The 22,808-nt window shown below is 38.6% G+C and carries 22 protein-coding genes, 1 pseudogene and 1 other annotated feature; of the genes and pseudogenes, 22 read left to right on the top strand and 1 reads right to left on the bottom strand.

Annotation, left to right across the window (positions count from 1 at the left end; translation table 11 throughout):
- Positions 1-93 precede the first annotated feature (93 nt).
- From HT709_RS07480 to HT709_RS07570, 19 genes and pseudogenes are all read left to right on the top strand, one after another.
- A complete protein-coding gene (locus tag HT709_RS07480; protein ID WP_000447545.1) occupies positions 94-462 on the top strand; it encodes a hypothetical protein in 369 nt (122 codons plus the stop codon).
- 69 nt (positions 463-531) lie between these two features.
- Positions 532-777 carry a hypothetical protein gene (locus tag HT709_RS07485; protein ID WP_000536918.1) on the top strand — a complete coding sequence of 82 codons (246 nt, stop codon included), beginning with the start codon at positions 532-534 and terminating at the stop codon, positions 775-777.
- 240 nt (positions 778-1,017) lie between these two features.
- Positions 1,018-1,362, top strand: a complete 345-nt coding sequence (locus HT709_RS07490; RefSeq protein WP_001127479.1) for a hypothetical protein — start codon at positions 1,018-1,020, stop codon at positions 1,360-1,362.
- 75 nt (positions 1,363-1,437) lie between these two features.
- The gene (locus HT709_RS07495) at positions 1,438-2,721 is read left to right on the top strand and encodes a cellulose synthase (RefSeq protein WP_172925644.1); all 1,284 of its coding nucleotides are present in this window, start codon (positions 1,438-1,440) and stop codon (positions 2,719-2,721) included.
- 495 nt (positions 2,722-3,216) lie between these two features.
- Positions 3,217-3,531 (top strand): annotated as a pseudogene (locus HT709_RS07500) (transposase family protein); the annotation flags it as partial.
- Between the two features lie 143 nt (positions 3,532-3,674).
- Positions 3,675-4,898 (top strand): FtsW/RodA/SpoVE family cell cycle protein, encoded by a 1,224-nt coding sequence (locus HT709_RS07505; RefSeq protein WP_000703356.1) that lies wholly within the window; start codon positions 3,675-3,677, stop codon positions 4,896-4,898.
- A 24-nt stretch (positions 4,899-4,922) separates the two neighbouring features.
- On the top strand, positions 4,923-7,619 hold the full coding sequence (gene ppc / locus HT709_RS07510) for a phosphoenolpyruvate carboxylase (RefSeq protein WP_023938109.1): 2,697 nt from the start codon (positions 4,923-4,925) through the stop codon (positions 7,617-7,619).
- 69 nt (positions 7,620-7,688) lie between these two features.
- Positions 7,689-7,906, top strand: a binding site (T-box leader).
- Between the two features lie 243 nt (positions 7,907-8,149).
- Positions 8,150-9,154: a tryptophan ABC transporter substrate-binding protein gene (gene trpX, locus HT709_RS07515; protein WP_101514597.1), complete on the top strand. Its 1,005-nt coding sequence runs from the start codon at positions 8,150-8,152 to the stop codon at positions 9,152-9,154.
- A 68-nt stretch (positions 9,155-9,222) separates the two neighbouring features.
- Positions 9,223-10,089, top strand: a complete 867-nt coding sequence (locus tag HT709_RS07520) for an ABC transporter permease (protein ID WP_000637229.1) — start codon at positions 9,223-9,225, stop codon at positions 10,087-10,089.
- Positions 10,086-10,844 carry an ABC transporter ATP-binding protein gene (locus tag HT709_RS07525; protein WP_000125403.1) on the top strand — a complete coding sequence of 253 codons (759 nt, stop codon included), beginning with the start codon at positions 10,086-10,088 and terminating at the stop codon, positions 10,842-10,844. Before HT709_RS07520 ends, HT709_RS07525 begins: the two co-directional genes overlap by 4 nt.
- An 89-nt stretch (positions 10,845-10,933) precedes the next feature.
- Entirely contained in the window at positions 10,934-12,694 is a 1,761-nt protein-coding gene (gene dnaG / locus HT709_RS07530; protein WP_166727867.1) for a DNA primase, read from the top strand.
- 2 nt (positions 12,695-12,696) lie between these two features.
- Complete coding sequence (rpoD, locus tag HT709_RS07535) at positions 12,697-13,806, top strand: RNA polymerase sigma factor RpoD (protein WP_000201907.1); 1,110 nt, start codon at positions 12,697-12,699, stop codon at positions 13,804-13,806.
- Positions 13,807-13,819: 13 nt separating this feature from the next.
- The gene (locus HT709_RS07540; protein ID WP_000331925.1) at positions 13,820-14,149 is read left to right on the top strand and encodes a metal-sulfur cluster assembly factor; all 330 of its coding nucleotides are present in this window, start codon (positions 13,820-13,822) and stop codon (positions 14,147-14,149) included.
- Between the two features lie 115 nt (positions 14,150-14,264).
- Positions 14,265-15,308 carry an alpha-galactosylglucosyldiacylglycerol synthase gene (gene cpoA, locus HT709_RS07545; RefSeq protein WP_166727866.1) on the top strand — a complete coding sequence of 348 codons (1,044 nt, stop codon included), beginning with the start codon at positions 14,265-14,267 and terminating at the stop codon, positions 15,306-15,308.
- Between the two features lie 15 nt (positions 15,309-15,323).
- Positions 15,324-16,649 (top strand): glycosyltransferase family 4 protein, encoded by a 1,326-nt coding sequence (locus tag HT709_RS07550; protein ID WP_172925645.1) that lies wholly within the window; start codon positions 15,324-15,326, stop codon positions 16,647-16,649.
- A 14-nt stretch (positions 16,650-16,663) separates the two neighbouring features.
- Positions 16,664-16,855, top strand: coding sequence for a PspC domain-containing protein (locus tag HT709_RS07555; RefSeq protein WP_000744434.1), 192 nt, complete (start codon positions 16,664-16,666; stop codon positions 16,853-16,855).
- 58 nt (positions 16,856-16,913) lie between these two features.
- Positions 16,914-17,048 (top strand): DUF4044 domain-containing protein, encoded by a 135-nt coding sequence (locus HT709_RS07560; protein ID WP_000863852.1) that lies wholly within the window; start codon positions 16,914-16,916, stop codon positions 17,046-17,048.
- A gap of 63 nt (positions 17,049-17,111) precedes the next feature.
- On the top strand, positions 17,112-18,422 hold the full coding sequence (gene obgE, locus HT709_RS07565) for a GTPase ObgE (protein WP_000061642.1): 1,311 nt from the start codon (positions 17,112-17,114) through the stop codon (positions 18,420-18,422).
- Positions 18,423-18,431: 9 nt separating this feature from the next.
- Positions 18,432-18,590 carry a hypothetical protein gene (locus HT709_RS07570; RefSeq protein ID WP_007284777.1) on the top strand — a complete coding sequence of 53 codons (159 nt, stop codon included), beginning with the start codon at positions 18,432-18,434 and terminating at the stop codon, positions 18,588-18,590.
- An 802-nt stretch (positions 18,591-19,392) separates the two neighbouring features.
- Here HT709_RS07570 and HT709_RS07575 read toward each other — a convergent pair.
- Positions 19,393-19,563 carry a hypothetical protein gene (locus tag HT709_RS07575; RefSeq protein WP_000849970.1) on the bottom strand — a complete coding sequence of 57 codons (171 nt, stop codon included), beginning with the start codon at positions 19,561-19,563 and terminating at the stop codon, positions 19,393-19,395.
- 134 nt (positions 19,564-19,697) lie between these two features.
- Here HT709_RS07575 and HT709_RS07580 point away from each other — a divergent pair, with 134 nt between their 5' ends.
- From HT709_RS07580 to spxR, 3 genes are read left to right on the top strand one after another with little or no spacing between them, the layout of a single operon-like run.
- Positions 19,698-20,957, top strand: a complete 1,260-nt coding sequence (locus tag HT709_RS07580) for a UDP-N-acetylglucosamine 1-carboxyvinyltransferase (RefSeq protein WP_001227095.1) — start codon at positions 19,698-19,700, stop codon at positions 20,955-20,957.
- Positions 20,958-20,972: 15 nt separating this feature from the next.
- Entirely contained in the window at positions 20,973-21,524 is a 552-nt protein-coding gene (locus HT709_RS07585) for a GNAT family N-acetyltransferase (RefSeq protein ID WP_001028719.1), read from the top strand.
- Positions 21,517-22,794 carry a CBS-HotDog domain-containing transcription factor SpxR gene (gene spxR / locus HT709_RS07590; protein ID WP_000033818.1) on the top strand — a complete coding sequence of 426 codons (1,278 nt, stop codon included), beginning with the start codon at positions 21,517-21,519 and terminating at the stop codon, positions 22,792-22,794. The genes HT709_RS07585 and spxR overlap by 8 nt, the downstream gene beginning before the upstream one ends.
- Positions 22,795-22,808 lie beyond the last annotated feature (14 nt).

Raw genomic sequence — 22,808 nt, forward strand, 5'->3', positions numbered from 1 at the left:
CACGGGTGGTTATGACTTTGAATAATGATATAATAGATTAAGAAAATAATGAAAACGCTATATATTTGAAAGTTGATTAGGAAAGCAGGAAGTATGGAAACAATTGATATGATTATTAAATCATCAACTGAGTTTTATAACGATTTGAAAACTGATGAACATGATAGATATCGTTCATGGGAGCATTGTTATTCACATTTTATGACAGCTCGAAAAGAGAATAATGTGAATCTTGATTACCTGAGTTTACAACTTGCATTTTATTTAGCAAGTTGGGGGATGTATCGAGGTTCTTCATTCTTATTACAAAAGGATTATAGAGTACATATACCTGTAGTAAGAGAAATCTTAAGCAATGAATATGATTCTCTAGCAGGAATAGAATGTAAAGATTTTAAAAATGAAACTAACCAAAAATTGCTAAAGGAAATTAATGAATTTATTGCAACTTATTATGATTAAATTAGGCGTGAAGTGAGAGGTTCAGCACTAAAAAACAACTTATCAGATACATTAATCACAAAGATACTGATGGGGACACTCGGTTGTGTTCCGGCATATGATAGATATTTTGTTTCTGGAATAAGATCACAAAAGATTGCAAGTGGAACCTATAACATTAAATCTATTTTACAACTAGTAGATTTTTATGAAAAAAACATAGAACAGTTAGATTCAGTTCAAAAGAATTTTAATGTTGCTGATATGCTGTATCCTCAAATGAAAATATTTGATATGGGATTTTGGCAGATTGGTTTTGACCTAGATAGTAAATAACTATTACGTCTATATATGGAATTGATAAATGGATTTACTTTAAAAGATAGAAACTCTTAATCTGAAGAGATTATTTATTGCTTAATATAAATTTTTCATTGAAAAGATTTTAGATTATTAACTTTCAGAGAATGATGTACCACAAATTAATTTTATTATGGAAAACAACTAGAAGCAGCCCATCAAGATATTTTAAATTAGATAATATTGCATTTGCAATTATAACAAAGGAGTACTAACATGCCGAAATATACCGACGAAGATATTAGAAAATTAAATAAAATCACATTAAAAATTGCTGGTGATTATTTAGGTATAAGTTCACAAGCAGTTGCGATAGGTCTTAGAAATAATCTTCTTCCAATTGGTTTTGCTATTCATAACGAAGAAAGAGACAGACGTTTCACTGAGAGTTGGTCATATCATATTATCGCTGAAAGAATGATTTCATACAATCATGGTAAGCTATCAGAGATCCGTGTTGAAAATATTGAAACTAGTTTAGATAAAATTATAGAGGAATTTAACGGATTAAAACAAGATTTACTTTTTATATTAAGCGAAAATGCAGAAGTGAAGAATTAGAAGTTTTTGAATTTGCGTTTTCGCTTGGTAAATATAAAAACGGTGATGTAAAATATAAGGGTAAAGGTGTTTCAAATGAAGATGATAAAGACCTTTTCTAGAGAAGAACTCTATGAAGAAATCTGGGAGATAAGTGCAAAACAAGTTTCATTGAAATATGATTTAAGCTATTCTGACTTACTCAAGAAATGTAAAGAATTTGAAATCCCAATTCCAAAGGGGAGTTATTGGTATCGTAAGAATACTGGACAAGACTTAAGTGAATTTATCGTTCCATTACCACAAAATGACGTAAATGAAGTTAATATTGATAGAAAAAGTTTAAAGAACAGTAGAATTAAAGCTGCTAAACATAAAGAAGATAGTATGGAAGATAAAAACGGAGATACTGTTAAACTTGATACAACTAGTATAAGAAGTTCATTATCATTTATAGACGACGATAAAATAGAGCGTATTATTGAAGCAGTTTCAAACCTAAACCAGGCTCCAAATAAGAGATTACATAAATCCGTAGCTAATCTAAGAGATAAAATTACAGAGTGGAATAAGAGGGAAAAAGCTGCTTCTTATCCTTACTTTGATTCTAGGCACAGATATAATGATTTAAAAGAACCTAAATTTGTAAAAAATATTTCACTAAATTCTCTTCCACGCTTATATCGCTTTTTAGATACACTAGTTACTGTTATTGAAAGAATCGGTGATAATGTAACTTCAAATTGGGATATTCAAATTGATAAGGATATTGTTCGTTTTGAAGTTATAGAATCAACAGACAAAGTAAGTCATGAATTAACAAAAGAAGAAGCTAAAGAATTAGCGAAGTACAATGATAGCGTTAAGTTTAATAGATATGCTTTTAAACCAAGAATAAAGAAGTATGACTATATTCCAAATGAAAACTTTCGATTTAAGATAATAGATGGTAAATACATTAAAGATACTAAAGAATTCACACTTGAACAATCAATCCCAGAAATAATTGTTTTAATTTACCAAGAGTATTATAAAGTTAAGAACTTACACCTTGAACGTGAAGAGAAAGCAAGACTATACGAAGAGGAACAAGAGCGAAAAAGAAAATTACAAAATAGAATCGAAGAAGAGAAGAAGCGGACAATGTCTCTTCTGAATATGCTAGAAGATTTTAAAACAGCAAATGATTTAAGATTGATGGCTGATAAACTGGAGATAGCGGGGAAACTTAGTAAGGATGAAATTGATTGGATTAGATCCAAAGCTGACTGGATAGACCCAATAGTTTCTTCAACAGATGAATTACTAGGAATTAGAAATCATGAAAATTCTAGAGAACAAAAGGAACAATATCTAAGTGAGAAAAGGTACTACTGGTAACTTTGTGTTTTTATTTTTACAGATTGTAGTGTTATAGGAGTATATGATTAACTATTTTAGTAATAAATAGTTTTACATATTTATTTTAAATAGCCATTTGATACAAGATAGTATATACTTTCATTCTGAAGTTTAATTTTAAACAACAACTCAGTCACTTTCATTCTATAATATAGAAGTTTGCTAGCACCACACGTGGAGTGTGTAAGCTTGTTGGAGAAACGAAGTTAATCCTCAAAAGGTTCCCCAAACCTTTTGAGTTCCGCATACGCATCACGTGGAGTGTGTAGGATTGCTTGTACGAGCTGAGTCATCAGCGAAGTAGAAGTAGATTCTCCGCCAATGGGATAGCTGTCGTAGAGTAAGGAGTTTACGACGAAACGATAAGGTAAGTCCGAAACGCTCAGTGTGTAGCTTTGTTGCTAAAAGCGTAGAAACCTTTGAACGAAAGGAATAATAGACTTTCTGCGAAACAAAATATAATACAATAAAACTATGAATTCTGAAGCAAGTCAGCAATTAAGCGATAGCCGTTTCAAGAGCCTTGTAGGTGTTCAGCGCACGACTTTTGAAGAGATGTTAGCTGTGTTAAAAACAGCTTATCAACGTAAACGCGCAAAAGGTGGACGAAAACCCAAATTAAGCCTAGACGATCTCCTCATGGTAACTATTCAATACATGCGAGAATAGTGCACTTATGAACAAATTGCGGCTGATTTTGGCATTCACGAAAGCAACATAATTAGTCGGAGTCAATGGATTGAAGCAACTCTTATTCAAAATGGTTTTACGATTTCAAATTCTGCCTTAATTCTGTAAAAACAGTAAAATTCGAAGGATTGTAAGGTAAGAGTTTTTTTCTTTCTGAAAAAATGGTATAATAGCAATCAAAACTAGAAAATAAAACGGAATTTGGAACAGATTTGTCTGTATCCTAGTAGAGTGGTGATACTATGAAGATTAGTAAGAGGCACTTATTAAATTATTCCATCTTGATTCCTTACTTGCTTTTATCTATTTTGGGCTTGATTGTGGTCTATTCGACCACCAGCGCTATTTTAATTGAAGAAGGCAAGAGCGCCTTGCAATTGGTTCGAAACCAAGGAATCTTTTGGATTGTTAGTTTGATACTGATTGCCTTAATTTATAAATTGAGACTAGATTTTTTGAGAAATGAGCGACTAATCATTTTAGTTATATTGATAGAAATGCTTTTATTGTTCTTAGCTCGTTTTATTGGTATTTCCGTAAACGGGGCATACGGTTGGATTTCGGTTGCAGGAGTAACTATTCAGCCAGCTGAGTACTTAAAAATCATTATTATTTGGTATTTGGCTCACCGATTCTCCAAACAGCAAGAAGAAATAGCTATTTATGATTTTCAAGTTTTGACTCAAAATCAATGGCTTCCCCGTGCTTTTAATGATTGGCGATTCGTTCTCCTAGTTCTGATTGGAAGTTTGGGAATTTTCCCTGATTTAGGAAATGCGACTATTTTAGTCTTGGTTTCCTTGATTATGTATACAGTTAGTGGAATCGCTTATCGCTGGTTTTCAACCATTCTGGCCCTCGTATCTGCCGCTTCTGTCTTTTTCTTGACCACTATCAGCCTAATCGGTGTTGAGACCTTTTCAAAAATTCCAGTATTTGGCTATGTAGCCAAGCGCTTTAGTGCCTTTTTTAATCCTTTTGCCGATCGTGCGGATGCGGGTCACCAGTTATCTAATTCTTATTTTGCCATGGTCAATGGCGGTTGGTTTGGTCTAGGTCTTGGGAATTCGATTGAAAAACGAGGTTATTTACCAGAAGCTCATACAGACTTTGTCTTTTCTATCGTGATTGAAGAATTTGGCTTTGTTGGTGCCAGTCTTATTTTAGCTCTCTTGTTTTTCATGATTTTGCGGATTATCTTGGTCGGTATCCGAGCGGAGAATCCTTTCAATGCCATGGTTGCACTCGGTGTCGGAGGGATGATGTTGGTTCAGGTATTTGTCAATATCGGAGGGATTTCGGGCTTGATTCCATCTACAGGAGTAACCTTCCCCTTCTTATCCCAGGGGGGGAATAGTCTTCTAGTCTTGTCAGTGGCAGTGGCCTTTGTCTTAAATATTGATGCCAGTGAAAAACGCGCTAAGTTGTACCGAGAATTGGAAAATCAACCAATGAACCTTCTGTGAAGTAGAATAAAGAAAGGATAGTCTATGTCTCTTCAAAAATTAGAAAATTATAGTAATAAAAGTGTTGTGCAAGAAGAAGTATTGATTCTAACAGAATTGCTGGAAGATATTACTAAAAATATGCTTGCCCCAGAGACCTTTGAAAAAATCATGCAGTTGAAAGAATTATCAACGCAGGAAGATTATCAAGGTCTAAACCGTCTAGTGACTAGCTTATCAAATGATGAAATGGTCTATATTTCACGCTATTTTTCAATCTTACCTCTTTTGATTAATATTTCAGAGGATGTGGATTTAGCTTATGAAATCAATCATCAAAATAATATTGATCAGGACTATTTAGGTAAATTATCTACAACGATCAAAATGGTTGCTGAAAAAGAAAATGCCGTTGAGATCCTAGAACACTTGAATGTTGTCCCTGTTTTGACAGCCCATCCAACACAAGTGCAACGCAAAAGTATGTTGGATTTAACAAATCATATCCATAGTCTTTTGCGTAAATACCGTGATGTTAAGTTGGGGTTGATCAATAAAGAAAAATGGCACAATGATTTGCGTCGTTACATCGAAATTATCATGCAGACAGACATGATTCGTGAGAAAAAATTAAAAGTGACTAACGAAATCACGAATGCTATGGAATATTACAACAGCTCCTTTTTGAAAGCTGTACCTCACTTGACGACGGAGTATAAGCGCTTAGCGCAAGCGCATGGATTGAATTTAAAACAGGCTAAACCGATCACCATGGGTATGTGGATAGGTGGTGACCGTGATGGAAATCCCTTTGTTACATCAGAGACCTTGAAACAGTCTGCACTCACTCAGTGTGAAGTCATCATGAACTACTATGATGAAAAGATTTACCAACTTTATCGTGAATTTTCTCTTTCAACTAGCATTGTCAATGTCAGCAAGCAAGTCAGAGAAATGGCTCGTCAATCCAAGGATAACTCGATTTACCGCGAAAAAGAGCTTTACCGTCGTGCCTTGTTTGATATTCAGTCAAAAATCCAAGCAACAAAAACCTATCTGATTGAGGATAAGGAAGTTGGGACTCGTTATGAAACCGCCAATGATTTCTACAAGGATTTGATTGCCATTCGAGATTCTCTACTAGAAAATAAGGGCGAGTCCTTGATTTCAGGTGATTTTGTTGAATTACTGCAGGCAGTAGAGATATTTGGTTTTTACCTAGCATCAATTGATATGCGACAAGACTCTAGCGTCTATGAAGCCTGTGTGGCAGAACTCTTGAAATCAGCAGGAATTCATTCTCGCTATAGTGAGTTGAGTGAAGAAGAAAAATGTGACCTTCTCTTGAAAGAATTAGAAGAAGATCCCCGAATTCTTTCTGCGACTCACGCAGAAAAATCAGAATTATTAGCAAAAGAACTAGCTATTTTTAAGACGGCTCGTGTTTTGAAAGATAAGTTGGGAGATGATGTCATCCGCCAGACCATCATTTCGCACGCTACTAGCCTTTCTGATATGCTAGAATTAGCTATTCTATTAAAAGAAGTAGGACTGGTGGATACGGAAAGGGCGCGTGTTCAGATTGTTCCCCTTTTTGAAACAATTGAAGACTTGGATCATTCAGAGGAAACAATGAGACAATATCTTTCTCTTCCTCTTGCCAAAAAATGGATTGCCTCACGAAATAACTACCAAGAAATCATGCTTGGCTACTCTGACAGTAATAAAGATGGCGGTTACTTGTCATCATGTTGGACCCTTTACAAGGCTCAACAACAATTGACTGCTATTGGAGATGAATTTGGCGTTAAGGTTACCTTCTTCCATGGTCGTGGTGGGACTGTCGGTCGTGGTGGTGGGCCAACCTATGAAGCCATCACATCTCAACCGCTCAAGTCTATCAAGGATCGTATCCGCTTGACGGAGCAGGGTGAGGTAATTGGCAATAAATACGGTAACAAAGACGCCGCTTACTATAATCTTGAAATGCTAGTATCGGCAGCTATTAACCGTATGATTACTCAGAAGAAGAGCGATACCAATACCTCAAATCGTTATGAAGCCATTATGGATCAAGTAGTGGACCGTAGTTACGATATCTACCGTGATTTGGTCTTTGGGAATGACCATTTCTATGATTATTTCTTCGAGTCAAGTCCAATCAAGGCTATTTCAAGTTTTAATATTGGTTCTCGTCCAGCAGCTCGTAAGACGATTACTGAAATCGGTGGTTTGCGTGCCATCCCTTGGGTATTCTCATGGTCACAGAGTCGTGTTATGTTCCCTGGATGGTACGGGGTTGGTTCAAGCTTCAAGGAATTTATCGATAAAAATCCAGAGAATATTGCTATCTTACGAGATATGTACCAAAATTGGCCTTTCTTCCAATCGCTTCTTTCAAATGTTGATATGGTTTTGTCAAAATCAAATATGAATATTGCTTTTGAATATGCTAAACTTTGTGAAGACGAGCAAGTTAAGGCCATCTATGAGACTATTTTAAATGAATGGCAAGTTACTAAGAACGTTATCTTGGCTATTGAAGGACATGACGAACTCTTAGCTGACAATCCATATCTAAAAGCTAGTCTGGATTACCGTATGCCTTACTTTAATATTCTCAACTATATTCAGTTAGAGTTGATTAAACGCCAACGTCGTGGAGAATTGTCCAGTGATCAAGAACGATTGATTCATATCACCATCAACGGAATTGCAACAGGATTGCGTAATTCAGGTTGATAATTTTCAAGAGTGAGTATCAAAAAAATGCTAAAAGAGTCTTGACAAGTAGTTTAAAAATGATATAATTTAACCATTCAGAAAAGTAATCATTCAAACTTTTTAGAGAGTCTGTGATAGCTGAAAACAGATAAGTGGTAATGATGAAAATTGGGCTGAATGCTATTTAGAATTTGAAATCATAAAAATTCGGTGAGCACACCTTACAGTGCATCTCGTTATTGCGAGACAGAGCGATAGGGAAATTCCCTATAATTGAGGTGGTACCGCGCATCGACGTCCTCACACAAGTTTTTTGTGTGAGGATTTTTTTGATGGAGGTTAGTATGGAAAGAAAACGATGGCGTCACTTGTTTATACTCAATGAAAATCAAAGCACAAACTAGGAAGCTAGCCGCAGGTTGCTCAAAGCACTGNNGACGAAGTCAGTAACCATAGCTACGGCAAGGTGAAGCTGACGTGGTTTGAAGAGATTTTCGAATAGTATTAGATAAGTGAAGTTTTTAAAGGAATTAAAAAGGAGAAATAGAATGAAAAATAAACGTTTAATTGGAATTATCGCTGCATTAGCAGTCTTAGTAGCAGGAAGCTTGATTTACTCTTCAATGAATAAATCAGAAGCTCAGAATAATAAGGATGAGAAGAAAATAACCAAGATTGGTGTGCTTCAGTTTGTGAGCCATCCATCTCTTGATTTGATTTATAAAGGAATCCAAGATGGGCTTGCAGAAGAAGGTTATAAAGATGACCAAGTTAAAATCGATTTTATGAACTCAGAAGGTGACCAAAGTAAGGTTGCGACAATGAGTAAACAATTGGTTGCAAATGGGAATGATCTTGTGGTTGGTATCGCAACACCAGCTGCTCAAGGTTTGGCTAGTGCCACAAAAGACCTACCGGTTATCATGGCTGCTATTACAGACCCAATTGGTGCTAACTTGGTTAAAGATTTGAAAAGACCAGGTGGCAACGTTACAGGGGTATCTGACCACAATCCAGCTCAACAACAAGTTGAACTCATCAAGACCCTGACACCGAATGTGAAAACAATCGGAGCTCTTTACTCAAGTAGCGAAGACAATTCAAAAACACAGGTCGAAGAATTTAAGGCTTATGCTGAAAAAGCAGGTCTGACAGTGGAAACATTTGCAGTTCCTTCAACAAATGAAATTGCCTCAACTGTCACTGTTATGACTAGCAAGGTAGATGCTATTTGGGTTCCAATTGATAACACCATTGCATCAGGATTTCCAACGGTTGTCTCTAGCAATCAAAGTTCTAAGAAACCAATTTATCCAAGTGCGGCAGCTATGGTAGAAGTAGGTGGTTTGGCATCCGTTGTAGTTGACCAACATGACCTTGGTGTGGCAACTGGAAAAATGATTGCGCAAGTTCTGAAAGGTGCAAAACCAGCTGATACCCCAGTCAATGTCTTTTCAACTGGTAAGTCAGTGATCAATAAAAAAATAGCTCAAGAACTAGGTATTACGATTCCTGAGTCTGTTCTCAAAGAAGCAGGACAAGTCATCGAATAAATAAGGTAGGGAGGAGGAGACTCTTCCCATTTTTTAAAAAGATGAATATAGAAAGGATTAAATAAAATATGATTGTTTCCATTATTTCTCAAGGATTTGTCTGGGCTATTCTAGGTCTGGGAATCTTTATGACATTTAGGATTTTAAACTTTCCAGATATGACAACAGAAGGTTCCTTCCCTCTTGGGGGAGCTGTTGCTGTCACTCTGATAACCAAAGGCGTGAACCCTTTTTTAGCGACACTGCTTGCTGTAGGAGCAGGTTGTTTGGCTGGTATGGCAGCAGGACTTCTTTATACAAAAGGGAAGATCCCAACTTTGCTCTCAGGGATTTTGGTGATGACTTCCTGTCACTCTATCATGCTCTTGATTATGGGACGTGCCAATTTAGGCTTACTTGGAACCAAGCAAATCCAGGATGTTTTGCCTTTTGATTCAGATTTGAACCAACTCTTGACAGGTCTTATCTTTGTCAGTTTTGTTATTGCTCTCATGCTCTTTTTCTTGGATACCAAACTCGGACAAGCCTATATTGCTACAGGTGACAATCCTGATATGGCTAGAAGTTTCGGGATTCATACTGGACGCATGGAGCTCATGGGCTTGGTCTTATCAAATGGTGTGATTGCCCTTGCAGGAGCTCTCATTGCCCAGCAAGAAGGGTATGCTGATGTATCTCGAGGGATCGGGGTTATCGTTGTGGGGCTTGCAAGTTTGATTATTGGGGAAGTTATTTTCAAGAGTTTGAGTTTGGCAGAACGTCTGGTTACCATCGTTGTAGGTTCTATCGCTTATCAATTCTTAGTGTGGGCGGTTATTGCGCTTGGCTTTAATACAAGTTACCTTCGTTTGTACAGCGCCGTGATTTTAGCAGTCTGCCTCATGATTCCAACATTTAAGCAAACCATCTTGAAAGGAGCCAAGTTAAGCAAATGACAGCAATTGTAGAATTAAAAAATGCAACCAAAATCGTTAAAAATGGCTTTGATGAAGAGAAGATTATTTTAAATGATGTTTCCTTAGAAATTTTTGAACAGGATTTCATCACGATTTTAGGTGGAAATGGTGCTGGGAAATCAACTCTCTTTAACACTATTGCAGGAACCTTGTCCTTAACCAGTGGAACCATCCGTATTTTAGGTGAGGATGTTAGCAAGTTTTCACCAGAAAAGCGGGCTAAGTATCTGTCTCGAGTCTTCCAAGATCCAAAGATGGGGACAGCTCCTCGTATGACAGTGGCAGAGAATCTCTTGATTGCCAAGTTTCGTGGTGAAAAGCGTGGATTGTTACCACGACGCTTGACTATTTATAAGGATGAATTTCAGGCGACCATTGAAAAAGTAGGAAATGGTCTTGAGAAACACTTGAATACACCGATTGAGTTCTTATCAGGTGGGCAAAGACAGGCTTTGAGTCTCTTGATGGCAACCTTGAAGCGTCCTGAATTACTCTTGTTAGACGAGCATACTGCAGCCCTTGATCCAAAGACTAGTGTTGCTTTGATGGAATTGACAGATGAATTTGTTAAGAATGACCAGCTGACAGCGCTTATGATTACTCATCATATGGAAGATGCTCTTAAGTATGGCAATCGATTAATTGTCATGAAAGAAGGACGAATTATCCAAGATTTGAACCAAGAAGAAAAAGCAAAAATGAAAATCTCTGATTATTATCAACTCTTTGAATAAAGTAGGGAAAACGAGTGAAATGGTTTACTTTTTTTCTGAAATAAAGTATACTATATAAAGTAAACTATGATAACATGGAGGTATTGTGTATGGTTGACAAACAAGTCATTGAAGAAATCAAAAACAATGCCAACATTGTGGAAGTCATAGGAGATGTGATTTCTTTACAAAAGGCAGGACGGAACTATCTAGGGCTCTGTCCTTTTCATGGTGAAAAAACACCTTCTTTCAACGTTGTAGAGGACAAGCAGTTTTACCACTGTTTTGGTTGTGGTCGCTCAGGTGATGTCTTTAAGTTCATCGAGGAGTACCAAGGGGTTCCCTTTATGGAGGCTGTGCAGATTTTAGGTCAGCGTGTTGGGATTGAGGTGGAAAAACCGCTTTATAGTGAACAGAAACCAGCCTCGCCTCACCAAGCTCTTTATGATATGCATGAAGATGCGGCTAAATTTTATCATGCTATTCTCATGACAACGACTATAGGGGAGGAGGCCAGAAACTATCTTTATCAGCGTGGTTTGACAGATGAAGTGCTCAAGCATTTTCGGATTGGTTTAGCACCTCCAGAACGAAACTATCTCTATCAACGTTTGTCTGGTCAGTATCGTGATGAGGATTTCCTAGATTCAGGACTGTTTTACCTCTCAGATGCAAATCAATTTGTAGATACCTTTCACAATCGGATTATGTTTCCCCTGACAAATGACCAAGGAAAGGTTATTGCCTTCTCAGGTCGTATCTGGCAGAAAACGGATTCACAAACTTCTAAGTATAAAAATAGCCGATCGACTGCAATTTTTAACAAAAGTTACGAATTATATCATATGGATAGGGCAAAAAAATCTTCTGGAAAAGCCAGTGAGATTTATCTGATGGAAGGATTCATGGATGTGATTGCAGCCTATCGGGCTGGAATCGAAAATGCTGTGGCGTCCATGGGAACAGCCTTGAGTCGTGAGCATGTTGAGCATCTGAAAAGGTTAACCAAGAAGTTGGTTCTTGTTTACGATGGCGATAAGGCTGGGCAAGCCGCGACTTTGAAAGCGCTGGACGAAATTGGTGATATACCTGTTCAAATCGTCAGCATGCCTGATAACTTGGATCCAGATGAGTATCTACAAAAAAATGGACCAGAAGACTTGGCCTATCTATTAACAAAAACTCGTATTAGTCCGATTGAGTTTTACATTCACCAGTACAAGCCTGAAAACAGTGAAAATCTGCAGGCCCAGATTGAGTTTATTGAAAAAATAGCTCCCTTGATTGTTCAAGAAAAGTCTATCACTGCTCAAAACAGCTATATTCATATTTTAGCTGACAGTCTGGCATCCTTTGATTATGCCCAGATTGAGCAGATTGTTAATGAAAGCCGTCAGGCACAAAGGCAGAATCGCATGGAAGGGGTTTCCAGACCGACGCAAATCACTATGCCTGTCACCAAGCAGTTATCGGCTATTATGAGGGCAGAAGCTCATCTACTTTATCGAATGATGGACTCCCCTCTTGTTTTAAACGATTACCGTTTGCGAGAAGACTTTTCATTTAACACACCTGAATTTCAGGTCTTATATGACTTGCTTGGCCAGTATGGCAATCTTCCTCCAGAAGTTCTAGCAGAACAGACAGAGGAAGTTGAAAGAGCTTGGTACCAAGTCTTAGCTCAGGATTTGCCTGCTGAGATGTCACCGCAGGAACTTAGTGAAGTAGAAATGACTCGAAACAAGGCTCTCTTGAATCAGGACAATATGAGAATCAAAAAGAAGGTGCAGGAAGCTAGCCATGTAGGAGATACAGACACAGCCCTAGAAGAATTGGAACGTTTAATTTCCCAAAAGAGAAGAATGGAGTAATAATGGCAACAAAACAAAAAGAAGTAACAACATTTGACGTACAAGTAGCAGAATTTATCCGTAATCATAAGCAAAAAGGGACAGCAACAGATGATGAAATCAATGCTAGTCTTGTCGTTCCTTTTACCTTGGACGCTGATGGGATTGAAGATCTCTTGCAACGGATTCAAGATGCAGGAATTTCTATCACAGATAACGAAGGAAATCCAAGTGCGCGTGTTCTTAGCACTGAAGAAGAGCCAGAACTCAGCGATGAGGACTTGATTGGTTCAACTTCGGCTAAGGTTAATGACCCTGTCCGTATGTACTTGAAAGAAATCGGGGTCGTTCCTCTCTTGACCAATGAAGAGGAAAAAGAATTGGCACTAGCTGTTGAAGCTGGTGATATTGAAGCCAAACAACGTCTTGCGGAAGCCAACCTTCGTTTGGTTGTTTCTATTGCCAAACGCTATGTCGGCCGTGGTATGCAGTTCCTTGACTTGATTCAAGAAGGAAATATGGGCTTGATGAAGGCGGTTGACAAGTTTGACTATTCTAAAGGATTCAAGTTCTCAACTTACGCAACTTGGTGGATTCGTCAAGCAATCACTCGTGCTATTGCGGATCAAGCTCGTACTATTCGTATCCCAGTTCACATGGTTGAAACGATTAACAAGCTTGTTCGTGAACAGCGTAATCTCCTTCAAGAATTGGGACAGGATCCAACGCCAGAACAAATCGCTGAACGTATGGATATGACACCTGATAAGGTTCGTGAAATCTTGAAGATTGCTCAAGAACCGGTATCCCTTGAAACACCGATCGGTGAAGAGGATGATAGCCACCTTGGGGATTTTATCGAAGATGAAGTGATTGAAAATCCAGTGGACTATACAACTCGTATCGTCTTGCGTGAGCAGTTGGATGAGGTCTTGGATACTCTTACAGACCGTGAAGAAAATGTTCTGCGTCTACGTTTTGGACTAGATGATGGAAAAATGCGCACCCTTGAAGATGTGGGTAAAGTCTTTAATGTCACTCGTGAGCGTATCCGTCAGATTGAAGCCAAGGCTTTGAGAAAACTACGCCAACCAAGTCGTAGCAAACCGCTTCGTGATTTTATTGAAGACTAAGAGTGAGGAAAATATGGCTTATACAGAAGAGCAAATTGAAAATATCAAAACACGAATTTTATCAGCCTTGGAAGAAGTTATCGACCCTGAGTTGGGAATCGATATTGTCAATCTTGGTTTGATTTATGAGATTCGTTTTGACGGCGACACAGGGCAAACAGAGATTGATATGACTTTGACAACTATGGGATGTCCTCTAGCAGACCTTTTGACGGATCAGATTTATGATGCTATGACAGAGGTGCCAGAAGTAACGGATACTGAGGTCAAATTAGTCTGGTATCCGGCCTGGACAGTTGAAAAAATGAGTCGCTATGCACGCATTGCCCTAGGCATTAAGTAAACATATAAAAGCATGTGAGAGACCGTTGGAAAAGTGAGGAAATTTCCCCCTCTTTTCCTCTAGTCTCTCCTTTCTTTTGCTGATTTTATTCAAAGAAAATGATATAATAGTAGTTATGGAAAAAAAGAAATTACGCATCAATATGTTGAGTTCAAGTGAGAAAGTAGCAGGACAAGGAGTTTCAGGTGCTTACCGTGAATTAGTTCGTCTTCTTCACCGTGATGCCAAGGACCAATTGATTGTTACAGAAAATCTTCCAATAGAGGCAGATGTGACTCACTTTCATACAATTGATTTCCCCTATTATTTATCAACATTCCAAAAGAAACGCTCAGGGAGAAAGATTGGCTATGTGCATTTCTTGCCTGATACACTTGAGGGAAGTTTGAAAATTCCATTTTTCTTAAAGGGAATTGTGAAACGCTATGTATTTTCTTTTTACAACCGGATGGAGCACTTGGTGGTGGTCAATCCGATGTTTATCGAGGATTTGGTGGCAGCTGGTATTCCACGTGAAAAAGTGACTTATATTCCTAACTTTGTAAACAAGGAAAAATGGCATCCACTTCCACAAGAAGAGGTAGTCAGACTGCGAACAGAGCTAGGTCTTAGTGACAATCAGTTTATCGTAGTAGGTGCTGGTCAAGTTCAGAAACGCAAAGGGATTGATGATTTTATCCGTCTGGCTGAGGAATTGCCACAGATTACCTTTATCTGGGCTGGCGGTTTCTCTTTTGGTGGCATGACAGATGGTTATGAACGCTACAAGAAAATCATGGAAAATCCACCTGAAAATTTGATGTTTCCAGGCATTGTATCGCCAGAGCGGATGCGCGAATTGTATGCTCTAGCGGATCTTTTCTTGTTGCCTAGTTACAATGAGCTCTTTCCTATGACTATTTTAGAAGCTGCGAGTTGTGAGGCTCCTATTATGTTGCGTGATTTAGATCTCTATAAGGTGATTTTGGAGGGAAATTATCGGGCGACAGCGGGTAGAGAAGAGATGAAAGAGGCTATTTTGGAATATCAAGCAAATCCTGCTGCCTTAAAAGATCTCAAAGAAAAGGCTAAGAATATTTCCAGAGAGTATTCTGAAGAGCATCTGTTACAAATCTGGTTGAACTTTTATGAGAAACAAGCCGCTTTAGGGAGAAAGTAAAAAGTGAGGTAATCTATGCGAATTGGTTTATTTACAGATACCTATTTTCCTCAGGTTTCTGGTGTTGCAACCAGTATTCGAACCTTGAAAACAGAACTTGAAAAGCAGGGACATGCTGTTTTTATCTTTACGACGACAGATAAGGATGTCAATCGCTACGAAGATTGGCAAATTATCCGCATCCCAAGTGTTCCCTTCTTTGCTTTTAAGGACCGCCGCTTTGCCTATCGAGGTTTTAGCAAGGCACTGGAAATTGCCAAACAGTACCAGTTAGATATTATCCATACCCAGACAGAATTTTCTCTTGGCTTGTTGGGGATTTGGATTGCGCGTGAATTGAAGATTCCAGTTATCCATACCTATCATACCCAGTACGAAGACTATGTGCATTATATTGCTAAGGGAATGCTGATTCGTCCGAGTATGGTCAAGTACTTGGTTAGAGGTTTCTTGCATGATGTAGATGGGGTTATTTGCCCGAGTGAGATTGTCCGTGACTTGTTATCTGACTATAAGGTCAAGGTTGAAAAGCGGGTCATTCCAACAGGGATTGAATTAGCTAAGTTTGAGCGTCCAGAAATCAAGCAGGAAAATTTGAAAGAACTGCGTAGTAAACTAGGAATTCAAGATGATGAAAAGATGTTGCTGAGTCTTTCGAGAATTTCCTATGAAAAAAATATTCAAGCAGTTTTAGCAGCCTTTGCAGAAGTTCTGAAAGAAGAAGACAAGGTTAAACTGGTGGTAGCTGGGGATGGTCCTTATCTGGATGATCTCAAAGAGCAAGCTCAGAAACTAGAGATTCAAGACTCTGTTGTCTTTACAGGGATGATTGCTCCTAGTGAGACGGCTCTTTATTATAAGGCGGCAGATTTCTTCATCTCGGCATCGACAAGTGAAACGCAGGGTTTGACCTACTTGGAAAGCTTAGCTAGTGGAACGCCTGTTATTGCTCACGGAAATCCGTATCTGGACAATCTTATTAGTGATAAAATGTTTGGTACCTTGTATTACGGCGAGTATGATTTGGCTGGAGCCATTTTAGAAGCCCTGATTGCAACGCCAGATATGAATGAGCATACCTTATCAGAAAAATTGTATGAGATTTCAGCTGAGAATTTTGGAAAACGGGTGCATGAATTTTATCTTGATGCTATTATTTCAAATAATTTCCAGAAAGATTTAGCCAAAGATGATACGGTCAGTCAGCGTATCTTTAAGACAGTTTTGTATTTACCGCAACAGGTGGTTGCTGTGCCCGTAAAAGGCTCTAGACGAATGCTGAGGGCTTCAAAAACACAGTTAATCAGCATCAGAGATTATTGGAAAGACCATGAAGAATAGAAAGAGGAATAGCTATGAAAAAACAATTGATGAGAAGTGGTAGTGATCAAAAAATTGCTGGAGTATGTGCTGGGGTCGCAAATTATTTTGATATTGATCCGACTATTGTTCGTGTAATATGGGGTGTTCTTGCATTTTGTTATGGGGCAGGAATTGTAGCTTATATCATTTTATGGATTATTGCGCCAGTAGCAAGTGACTATTGAAAACTAGCTCAATTCATGCTAAGATAATAGAAAATAGAATGTAACGAAGGAGATAAAAATGGCATTTGGAGATAATGGAAAACGTAAAAAAACGATGTTTGAGAAATTAACCTTGCTTATCGTACTTATCATGTTAGTAGCAAGTATTTTGGGTATTTTTGCAACTGCAATTGGTGCCCTCAGTAATCTATAAAATAGATTCAAGAAAATTTTGTGACTGGGATTTCCCAGCCCTTTTTTAAAGTGAGAAGAAAAAATGAGTATGTTTTTAGATACAGCCAAGATCAAGGTCAAGGCTGGTAATGGTGGTGATGGCATGGTTGCCTTTCGCCGTGAAAAATATGTCCCTAATGGGGGTCCTTGGGGTGGTGACGGTGGTCGTGGAGGCAATGTCGTCTTCGTTGTAGATGAAGGTCTACGTACCCTCATGGATTTCCGCTACAATCGCCATTTCAAGGCTGATTCTGGTGAGAAAGGAATGACCAAAGGGATGCATGGTCGTGGTGCTGAGGACCTTAGAGTTCGAGTACCACAAGGTACGACTGTTCGTGATGCAGAGACTGGCAAGGTCTTGACAGATTTGATTGAACATGGTCAAGAATTTATCGTTGCCCACGGTGGTCGTGGTGGTCGTGGAAATATTCGTTTCGCAACACCAAAAAATCCTGCACCGGAAATCTCTGAAAATGGAGAACCAGGTCAGGAACGTGAGTTACAATTGGAACTAAAAATCTTGGCAGATGTCGGTTTAGTAGGTTTTCCATCTGTTGGGAAATCAACACTGCTCAGTGTTATTACCTCAGCTAAACCTAAAATTGGTGCCTACCACTTTACGACCATTGTGCCAAATCTAGGTATGGTTCGCACCCAATCAGGTGAATCCTTTGCAGTAGCCGATTTGCCAGGTTTGATTGAAGGGGCTAGTCAAGGTGTTGGTTTGGGAACCCAGTTCCTCCGTCATATTGAGCGTACACGTGTCATCCTTCACATCATTGATATGTCAGCTAGCGAAGGTCGTGATCCTTATGAGGATTATCTGGCCATTAACAAGGAGTTGGAGTCATATAATCTTCGTCTCATGGAGCGTCCACAGATTATTGTAGCTAATAAGATGGATATGCCTGAGAGTCAGGAAAATCTTGAAGAATTCAAGAAGAAATTAGCTGAAAATTACGATGAATTTGAAGAGCTACCAGCTATTTTCCCAATATCTGGTTTGACCAAGCAAGGTTTGGCTACACTTTTGGATGCTACAGCTGAATTGTTAGACAAGACACCAGAATTCTTGCTTTACGACGAGTCCGATATGGAAGAAGAAGCTTACTATGGATTTGACGAGGAAGAGAAAGCCTTTGAAATTAGCCGTGATGACGATGCGACATGGGTACTTTCCGGTGAAAAACTGATGAAACTCTTTAATATGACCAACTTTGATCGTGACGAATCAGTCATGAAATTTGCCCGTCAATTACGTGGTATGGGGGTTGATGAAGCCCTTCGTGCGCGTGGTGCTAAGGATGGGGATTTGGTCCGCATTGGTAAATTTGAATTTGAATTTGTAGACTAGGAGACTAGTATGGGAGATAAACCGATATCTTTCCGAGATGCGGATGGCAATTTTGTTTCCGCCGCAGATGTTTGGAATGAAAAGAAATTGGAAGAACTATTTAATCGTCTCAATCCAAATCGTGCTCTGAGATTGGCACGAACTAAAAAAGACAATCCATCTCAGTAAAGAAGCTAAAAAATCCCGTGCCTCATCAGACACGGGATTTTGTGGTACAACGGGCATGTATAGCAAACTGAATCTGGAATAGCACAGGATATCTTCTAAAATATTGTTATCAATTGATTTGAATTTTAAAATTAAATTGTTTGATTCTTATTTCACTTTGTTATAGTATATCTGATGTCAAAGTTCTCGGCGAGTCAAATAGCGATTCCCAAGCCTGACTATCGTGAGGTAGCGGGTTAAAACGGTCTGGGGATAGACCGTTTTAAGTCTGTCGCTGGAAATAAGAATCGTCAGAGGAAGGGATAGCGAAATCGTGGCTCTACGAACAGGAACGTGATAGTAAGGTGTATATAGTGGATAAGGGGGCTCAGAACTCTAAATTCCAAAAAGGTAGTACATAAAGCACGAGAGTAATTGAATTCGTACTAAGATTTCCTATTTTCACTGTAACCTTTTAACGTCCTCATATCTTGTATAAACGAGGATAGATGTACGACTTATCCCGTGAGGTCTATCACTATAAAGAGAAAACGACAGATAGAAGTGATCCTGAGTCACGGTTATCTTTAAAATAGATTGTCTGATAGGATGCTAGCCTGAAAACGTCTTGTTCATGAAATATAGGACGGTATGTATAAAACGCTTCTGTGAACTGAGAGAAGGGGGAGAAGTTCTTTCTAAAGTTTAGTTGAACAGCCGTATTCCGATACTTAGATAAGGGAGCTAGTCTTAGCTCCTACTCGATTTCAGGGGACAAAAAAGGGGTAATAGCGCTTCGAGAAAGATTATACTCAAAATCTCTTCAAACCACGTCAGCGTCGCCTTGCCGTATATATATGTTACTGACTTCGTCAGTTCTATCTGCAACCTCAAAACAGTGTTTTGAGCTGCCTTCGTCAGTCTTATCTACAACCTCAAAACAGTGTTTTGAGCAGCCTGCGGCTAGCTTCCTAATCTGCTCTTTGGTTTTCATTGAGTATCAGTGACTAACTCATCAACTCTGATTTATCCAATAAAATTGAAAAGGATGGAAAAAAGGTTGCATTTATGATATAATTTATTTTAAAGACCTTATTAGAAATCTTGAGAGAGTATTGAAAACTTAGAATGAGAAAAATTGTTATCAATGGTGGATTACCACTACAAGGTGAAATCACTATTAGTGGTGCTAAAAATAGTGTTGTGGCCTTAATTCCGGCTATTATCTTGGCTGATGATGTGGTGACTTTGGATTGCGTTCCAGATATTTCGGATGTAGCCAGTCTTGTCGAAATTATGGAATTGATGGGAGCTACTGTTAAGCGTTATGACGATGTCTTGGAGATTGATCCAAGAGGTGTTCAAAATATTCCAATGCCTTATGGGAAAATCAATAGTCTTCGTGCATCTTATTATTTTTATGGAAGTCTTTTAGGTCGCTTTGGTGAAGCCACAGTTGGCTTGCCTGGAGGATGTGACCTTGGTCCTCGTCCGATTGACCTACACCTTAAGGCTTTTGAAGCTATGGGTGCCACTGTTAGCTACGAGGGAGATAACATGAAGTTATCTGCTAAAGATACAGGACTTCATGGTACAAGTATTTACATGGATACGATTAGTGTAGGAGCAACGATTAATACGATGATTGCTGCGGTTAAAGCAAATGGTCGTACTATTATTGAAAATGCAGCCCGTGAACCTGAAATTATTGATGTAGCTACCCTCTTGAATAATATGGGTGCCCATATCCGTGGGGCAGGAACCAATATCATCATTATTGATGGTGTCGAAAGATTACATGGGACCCGTCATCAGGTGATTCCAGACCGCATTGAAGCTGGAACATATATTTCCTTAGCTGCTGCAGTTGGTAAAGGAATTCGTATCAATAATGTTCTTTACGAACACCTAGAAGGATTTATTGCTAAGTTGGAAGAAATGGGAGTGAGAATGACTGTATCTGAAGACAGCATTTTTGTCGAGGAACAGTCTAATTTGAAAGCAATCAATATTAAGACGGCTCCTTACCCAAGCTTTGCAACTGATTTGCAACAACCGATTACCCCACTTTTACTAAGAGCGAATGGTCGTGGTACAATTGTCGATACGATTTACGAAAAACGTGTAAATCATGTTTTTGAACTAGTAAAGATGGATGCGAACATTTCGACAACAAATGGTCATATTTTGTACACGGGTGGACGTAGTTTACGTGGAGCCAGTGTTAAAGCAACTGACCTGAGAGCAGGTGCAGCTTTAGTTATTGCTGGTTTGATGGCCGAGGGACAAACTGAAATTATCAATGTCGAGTTTATCTTACGTGGTTATTCTGATATTATCGAAAAATTACGTAATCTAGGAGCGGATATTAGACTTGTTGAGTATTAAACCGTAGAGGTGTTTATGAATATTTGGACCAAATTAGCAATGTTTTCTTTTTTTGAAACGGATCGCTTGTATTTGCGTCCTTTCTTTTTTAGTGATAATCAGGACTTCCACGAGGTAGCTTCAAATCCAGAAAATCTTCAATTTATTTTCCCAACGCAGGCAAGTCTGGAAGAAAGTCAGTATGCACTTGCCAATTACTTTATGAAGTCCCCTTTGGGAGTGTGGGCAATTTGTGACCAGAAAAATCAACAAATGATTGGTTCTATTAAATTTGAGAAGTTAGATGAAATCAAAAAAGAAGCTGAGCTTGGCTATTTTTTGAGAAAAGATGCTTGGTCGCAAGGATTTATGACAGAGGTTGTTAGAAAAATTTGTCAGCTTTCTTTTGAAGAATTTGATTTAAAACAATTATCTATTATTACCCATCTCGAAAATGAAGCAAGTCAACGGGTTGCCCTTAAGTCTGGATTTCGATTGATTCGTCAGTTTAAAGGAAGTGATCGTTACACAAGAAAAATGCGGGATTATCTTGAATTTCGGTATGTAAAAGGAGAGTTCAATGAGTAAGCATCAGGAAATTCTAAGCTATTTGGAGGAATTACCAGTAGGTAAAAGAGTCAGTGTTCGTAGTATTTCCAATCATCTAGGAGTTAGTGATGGAACAGCCTATCGGGCTATTAAAGAAGCTGAAAACCGTGGAATTGTGGAGACCCGTCCTAGAAGTGGAACAATTCGTGTTAAATCCCAGAAAGTTGCTATAGAGAGATTAGCGTTTGCTGAAATTGCAGAGGTGACTTCTTCTGAGGTTCTGGCTGGGAAAGAAGGTTTAGAGAGAGAATTTAGTAAGTTCTCTATCGGTGCCATGACTGAACAAAACATCCTATCCTACCTTCATGATGGGGGACTCTTGATTGTCGGAGACCGGACCCGTATCCAATTACTAGCGCTGGAAAATGAAAATGCCGTTTTGGTTACAGGTGGTTTTCATGTTCATGATGATGTGCTTAAACTGGCAAATCAAAAAGGGATTCCTGTTCTAAGAAGCAAGCATGACACTTTCACTGTTGCGACTATGATCAATAAAGCCTTGTCAAATGTCCAAATCAAGACTGATATTTTGACAGTTGAGAAGCTTTATCGTCCAAGTCATGAGTATGGTTTTCTGAGAGAGACAGACACCGTTAAAGATTATTTGTACTTGGTACGCAAGAATCGTAGCAGTCGTTTTCCTGTTATCAATCAACATCAGGTTGTTGTTGGCATTGTAACCATGAGAGATGCTGGTGATAAGTCACCAAGTACCACAATTGACAAGGTCATGTCTCGTAGTTTATTTTTAGTTGGATTATCGACAAATATTGCCAATGTGAGTCAACGGATGATTGCTGAAGACTTTGAAATGGTACCGGTTGTTCGGAATAATCAAACCTTGCTTGGAGTTGTGACACGACGAGATGTCATGGAGAAGATGAGTCGTTCCCAAGTTTCTGCTCTACCAACTTTTTCTGAGCAGATTGGTCAAAAACTCGCTTATCACCATGATGAAGTCGTCATTACAGTGGAACCCTTTATGCTTGAGAAAAACGGTGTTTTGGCTAATGGTGTATTAGCGGAGATACTGACTCACATGACCCAAGATTTAGTTGTGAATAGTGGTCGCAATCTCATTATCGAGCAGATGCTCATCTACTTTTTGCAGGCTGTTCAGATAGATGATACACTGCGCATTCAAGCACGCATTATCCACCATACTAGACGGTCAGCTATTATTGATTACGATATTTATCATGGTCATCAGATTGTTTCAAAAGCAAATGTAACCGTTAAAATTAATTAGAAACTAGGAGAAAA

The organism is Streptococcus sp. 1343 (assembly GCF_013277355.1).
In the GTDB taxonomy this organism is placed as follows: domain Bacteria; phylum Bacillota; class Bacilli; order Lactobacillales; family Streptococcaceae; genus Streptococcus; species Streptococcus pseudopneumoniae.

Excerpts from the sequence above, each read along its gene's own strand:
- HT709_RS07480 (WP_000447545.1), top strand. The coding sequence starts at position 94 with ATGGAAACAATTGATATGATTATTAAATCATCAACTGAGTTTTATAAC.
- HT709_RS07485 (WP_000536918.1), top strand. The coding sequence starts at position 532 with ATGGGGACACTCGGTTGTGTTCCGGCATATGATAGATATTTTGTTTCT.
- HT709_RS07490 (WP_001127479.1), top strand. The coding sequence starts at position 1,018 with ATGCCGAAATATACCGACGAAGATATTAGAAAATTAAATAAAATCACA.
- HT709_RS07495 (WP_172925644.1), top strand. The coding sequence starts at position 1,438 with ATGAAGATGATAAAGACCTTTTCTAGAGAAGAACTCTATGAAGAAATC.
- HT709_RS07505 (WP_000703356.1), top strand. The coding sequence starts at position 3,675 with ATGAAGATTAGTAAGAGGCACTTATTAAATTATTCCATCTTGATTCCT.
- ppc (WP_023938109.1), top strand. The coding sequence starts at position 4,923 with ATGTCTCTTCAAAAATTAGAAAATTATAGTAATAAAAGTGTTGTGCAA.
- trpX (WP_101514597.1), top strand. The coding sequence starts at position 8,150 with ATGAAAAATAAACGTTTAATTGGAATTATCGCTGCATTAGCAGTCTTA.
- HT709_RS07520 (WP_000637229.1), top strand. The coding sequence starts at position 9,223 with ATGATTGTTTCCATTATTTCTCAAGGATTTGTCTGGGCTATTCTAGGT.
- HT709_RS07525 (WP_000125403.1), top strand. The coding sequence starts at position 10,086 with ATGACAGCAATTGTAGAATTAAAAAATGCAACCAAAATCGTTAAAAAT.
- dnaG (WP_166727867.1), top strand. The coding sequence starts at position 10,934 with ATGGTTGACAAACAAGTCATTGAAGAAATCAAAAACAATGCCAACATT.
- rpoD (WP_000201907.1), top strand. The coding sequence starts at position 12,697 with ATGGCAACAAAACAAAAAGAAGTAACAACATTTGACGTACAAGTAGCA.
- HT709_RS07540 (WP_000331925.1), top strand. The coding sequence starts at position 13,820 with ATGGCTTATACAGAAGAGCAAATTGAAAATATCAAAACACGAATTTTA.
- cpoA (WP_166727866.1), top strand. The coding sequence starts at position 14,265 with ATGGAAAAAAAGAAATTACGCATCAATATGTTGAGTTCAAGTGAGAAA.
- HT709_RS07550 (WP_172925645.1), top strand. The coding sequence starts at position 15,324 with ATGCGAATTGGTTTATTTACAGATACCTATTTTCCTCAGGTTTCTGGT.
- HT709_RS07555 (WP_000744434.1), top strand. The coding sequence starts at position 16,664 with ATGAAAAAACAATTGATGAGAAGTGGTAGTGATCAAAAAATTGCTGGA.
- HT709_RS07560 (WP_000863852.1), top strand. The coding sequence starts at position 16,914 with ATGGCATTTGGAGATAATGGAAAACGTAAAAAAACGATGTTTGAGAAA.
- obgE (WP_000061642.1), top strand. The coding sequence starts at position 17,112 with ATGAGTATGTTTTTAGATACAGCCAAGATCAAGGTCAAGGCTGGTAAT.
- HT709_RS07570 (WP_007284777.1), top strand. The coding sequence starts at position 18,432 with ATGGGAGATAAACCGATATCTTTCCGAGATGCGGATGGCAATTTTGTT.
- HT709_RS07575 (WP_000849970.1), bottom strand. The coding sequence starts at position 19,563 with ATGAAAACCAAAGAGCAGATTAGGAAGCTAGCCGCAGGCTGCTCAAAA.
- HT709_RS07580 (WP_001227095.1), top strand. The coding sequence starts at position 19,698 with ATGAGAAAAATTGTTATCAATGGTGGATTACCACTACAAGGTGAAATC.
- HT709_RS07585 (WP_001028719.1), top strand. The coding sequence starts at position 20,973 with ATGAATATTTGGACCAAATTAGCAATGTTTTCTTTTTTTGAAACGGAT.
- spxR (WP_000033818.1), top strand. The coding sequence starts at position 21,517 with ATGAGTAAGCATCAGGAAATTCTAAGCTATTTGGAGGAATTACCAGTA.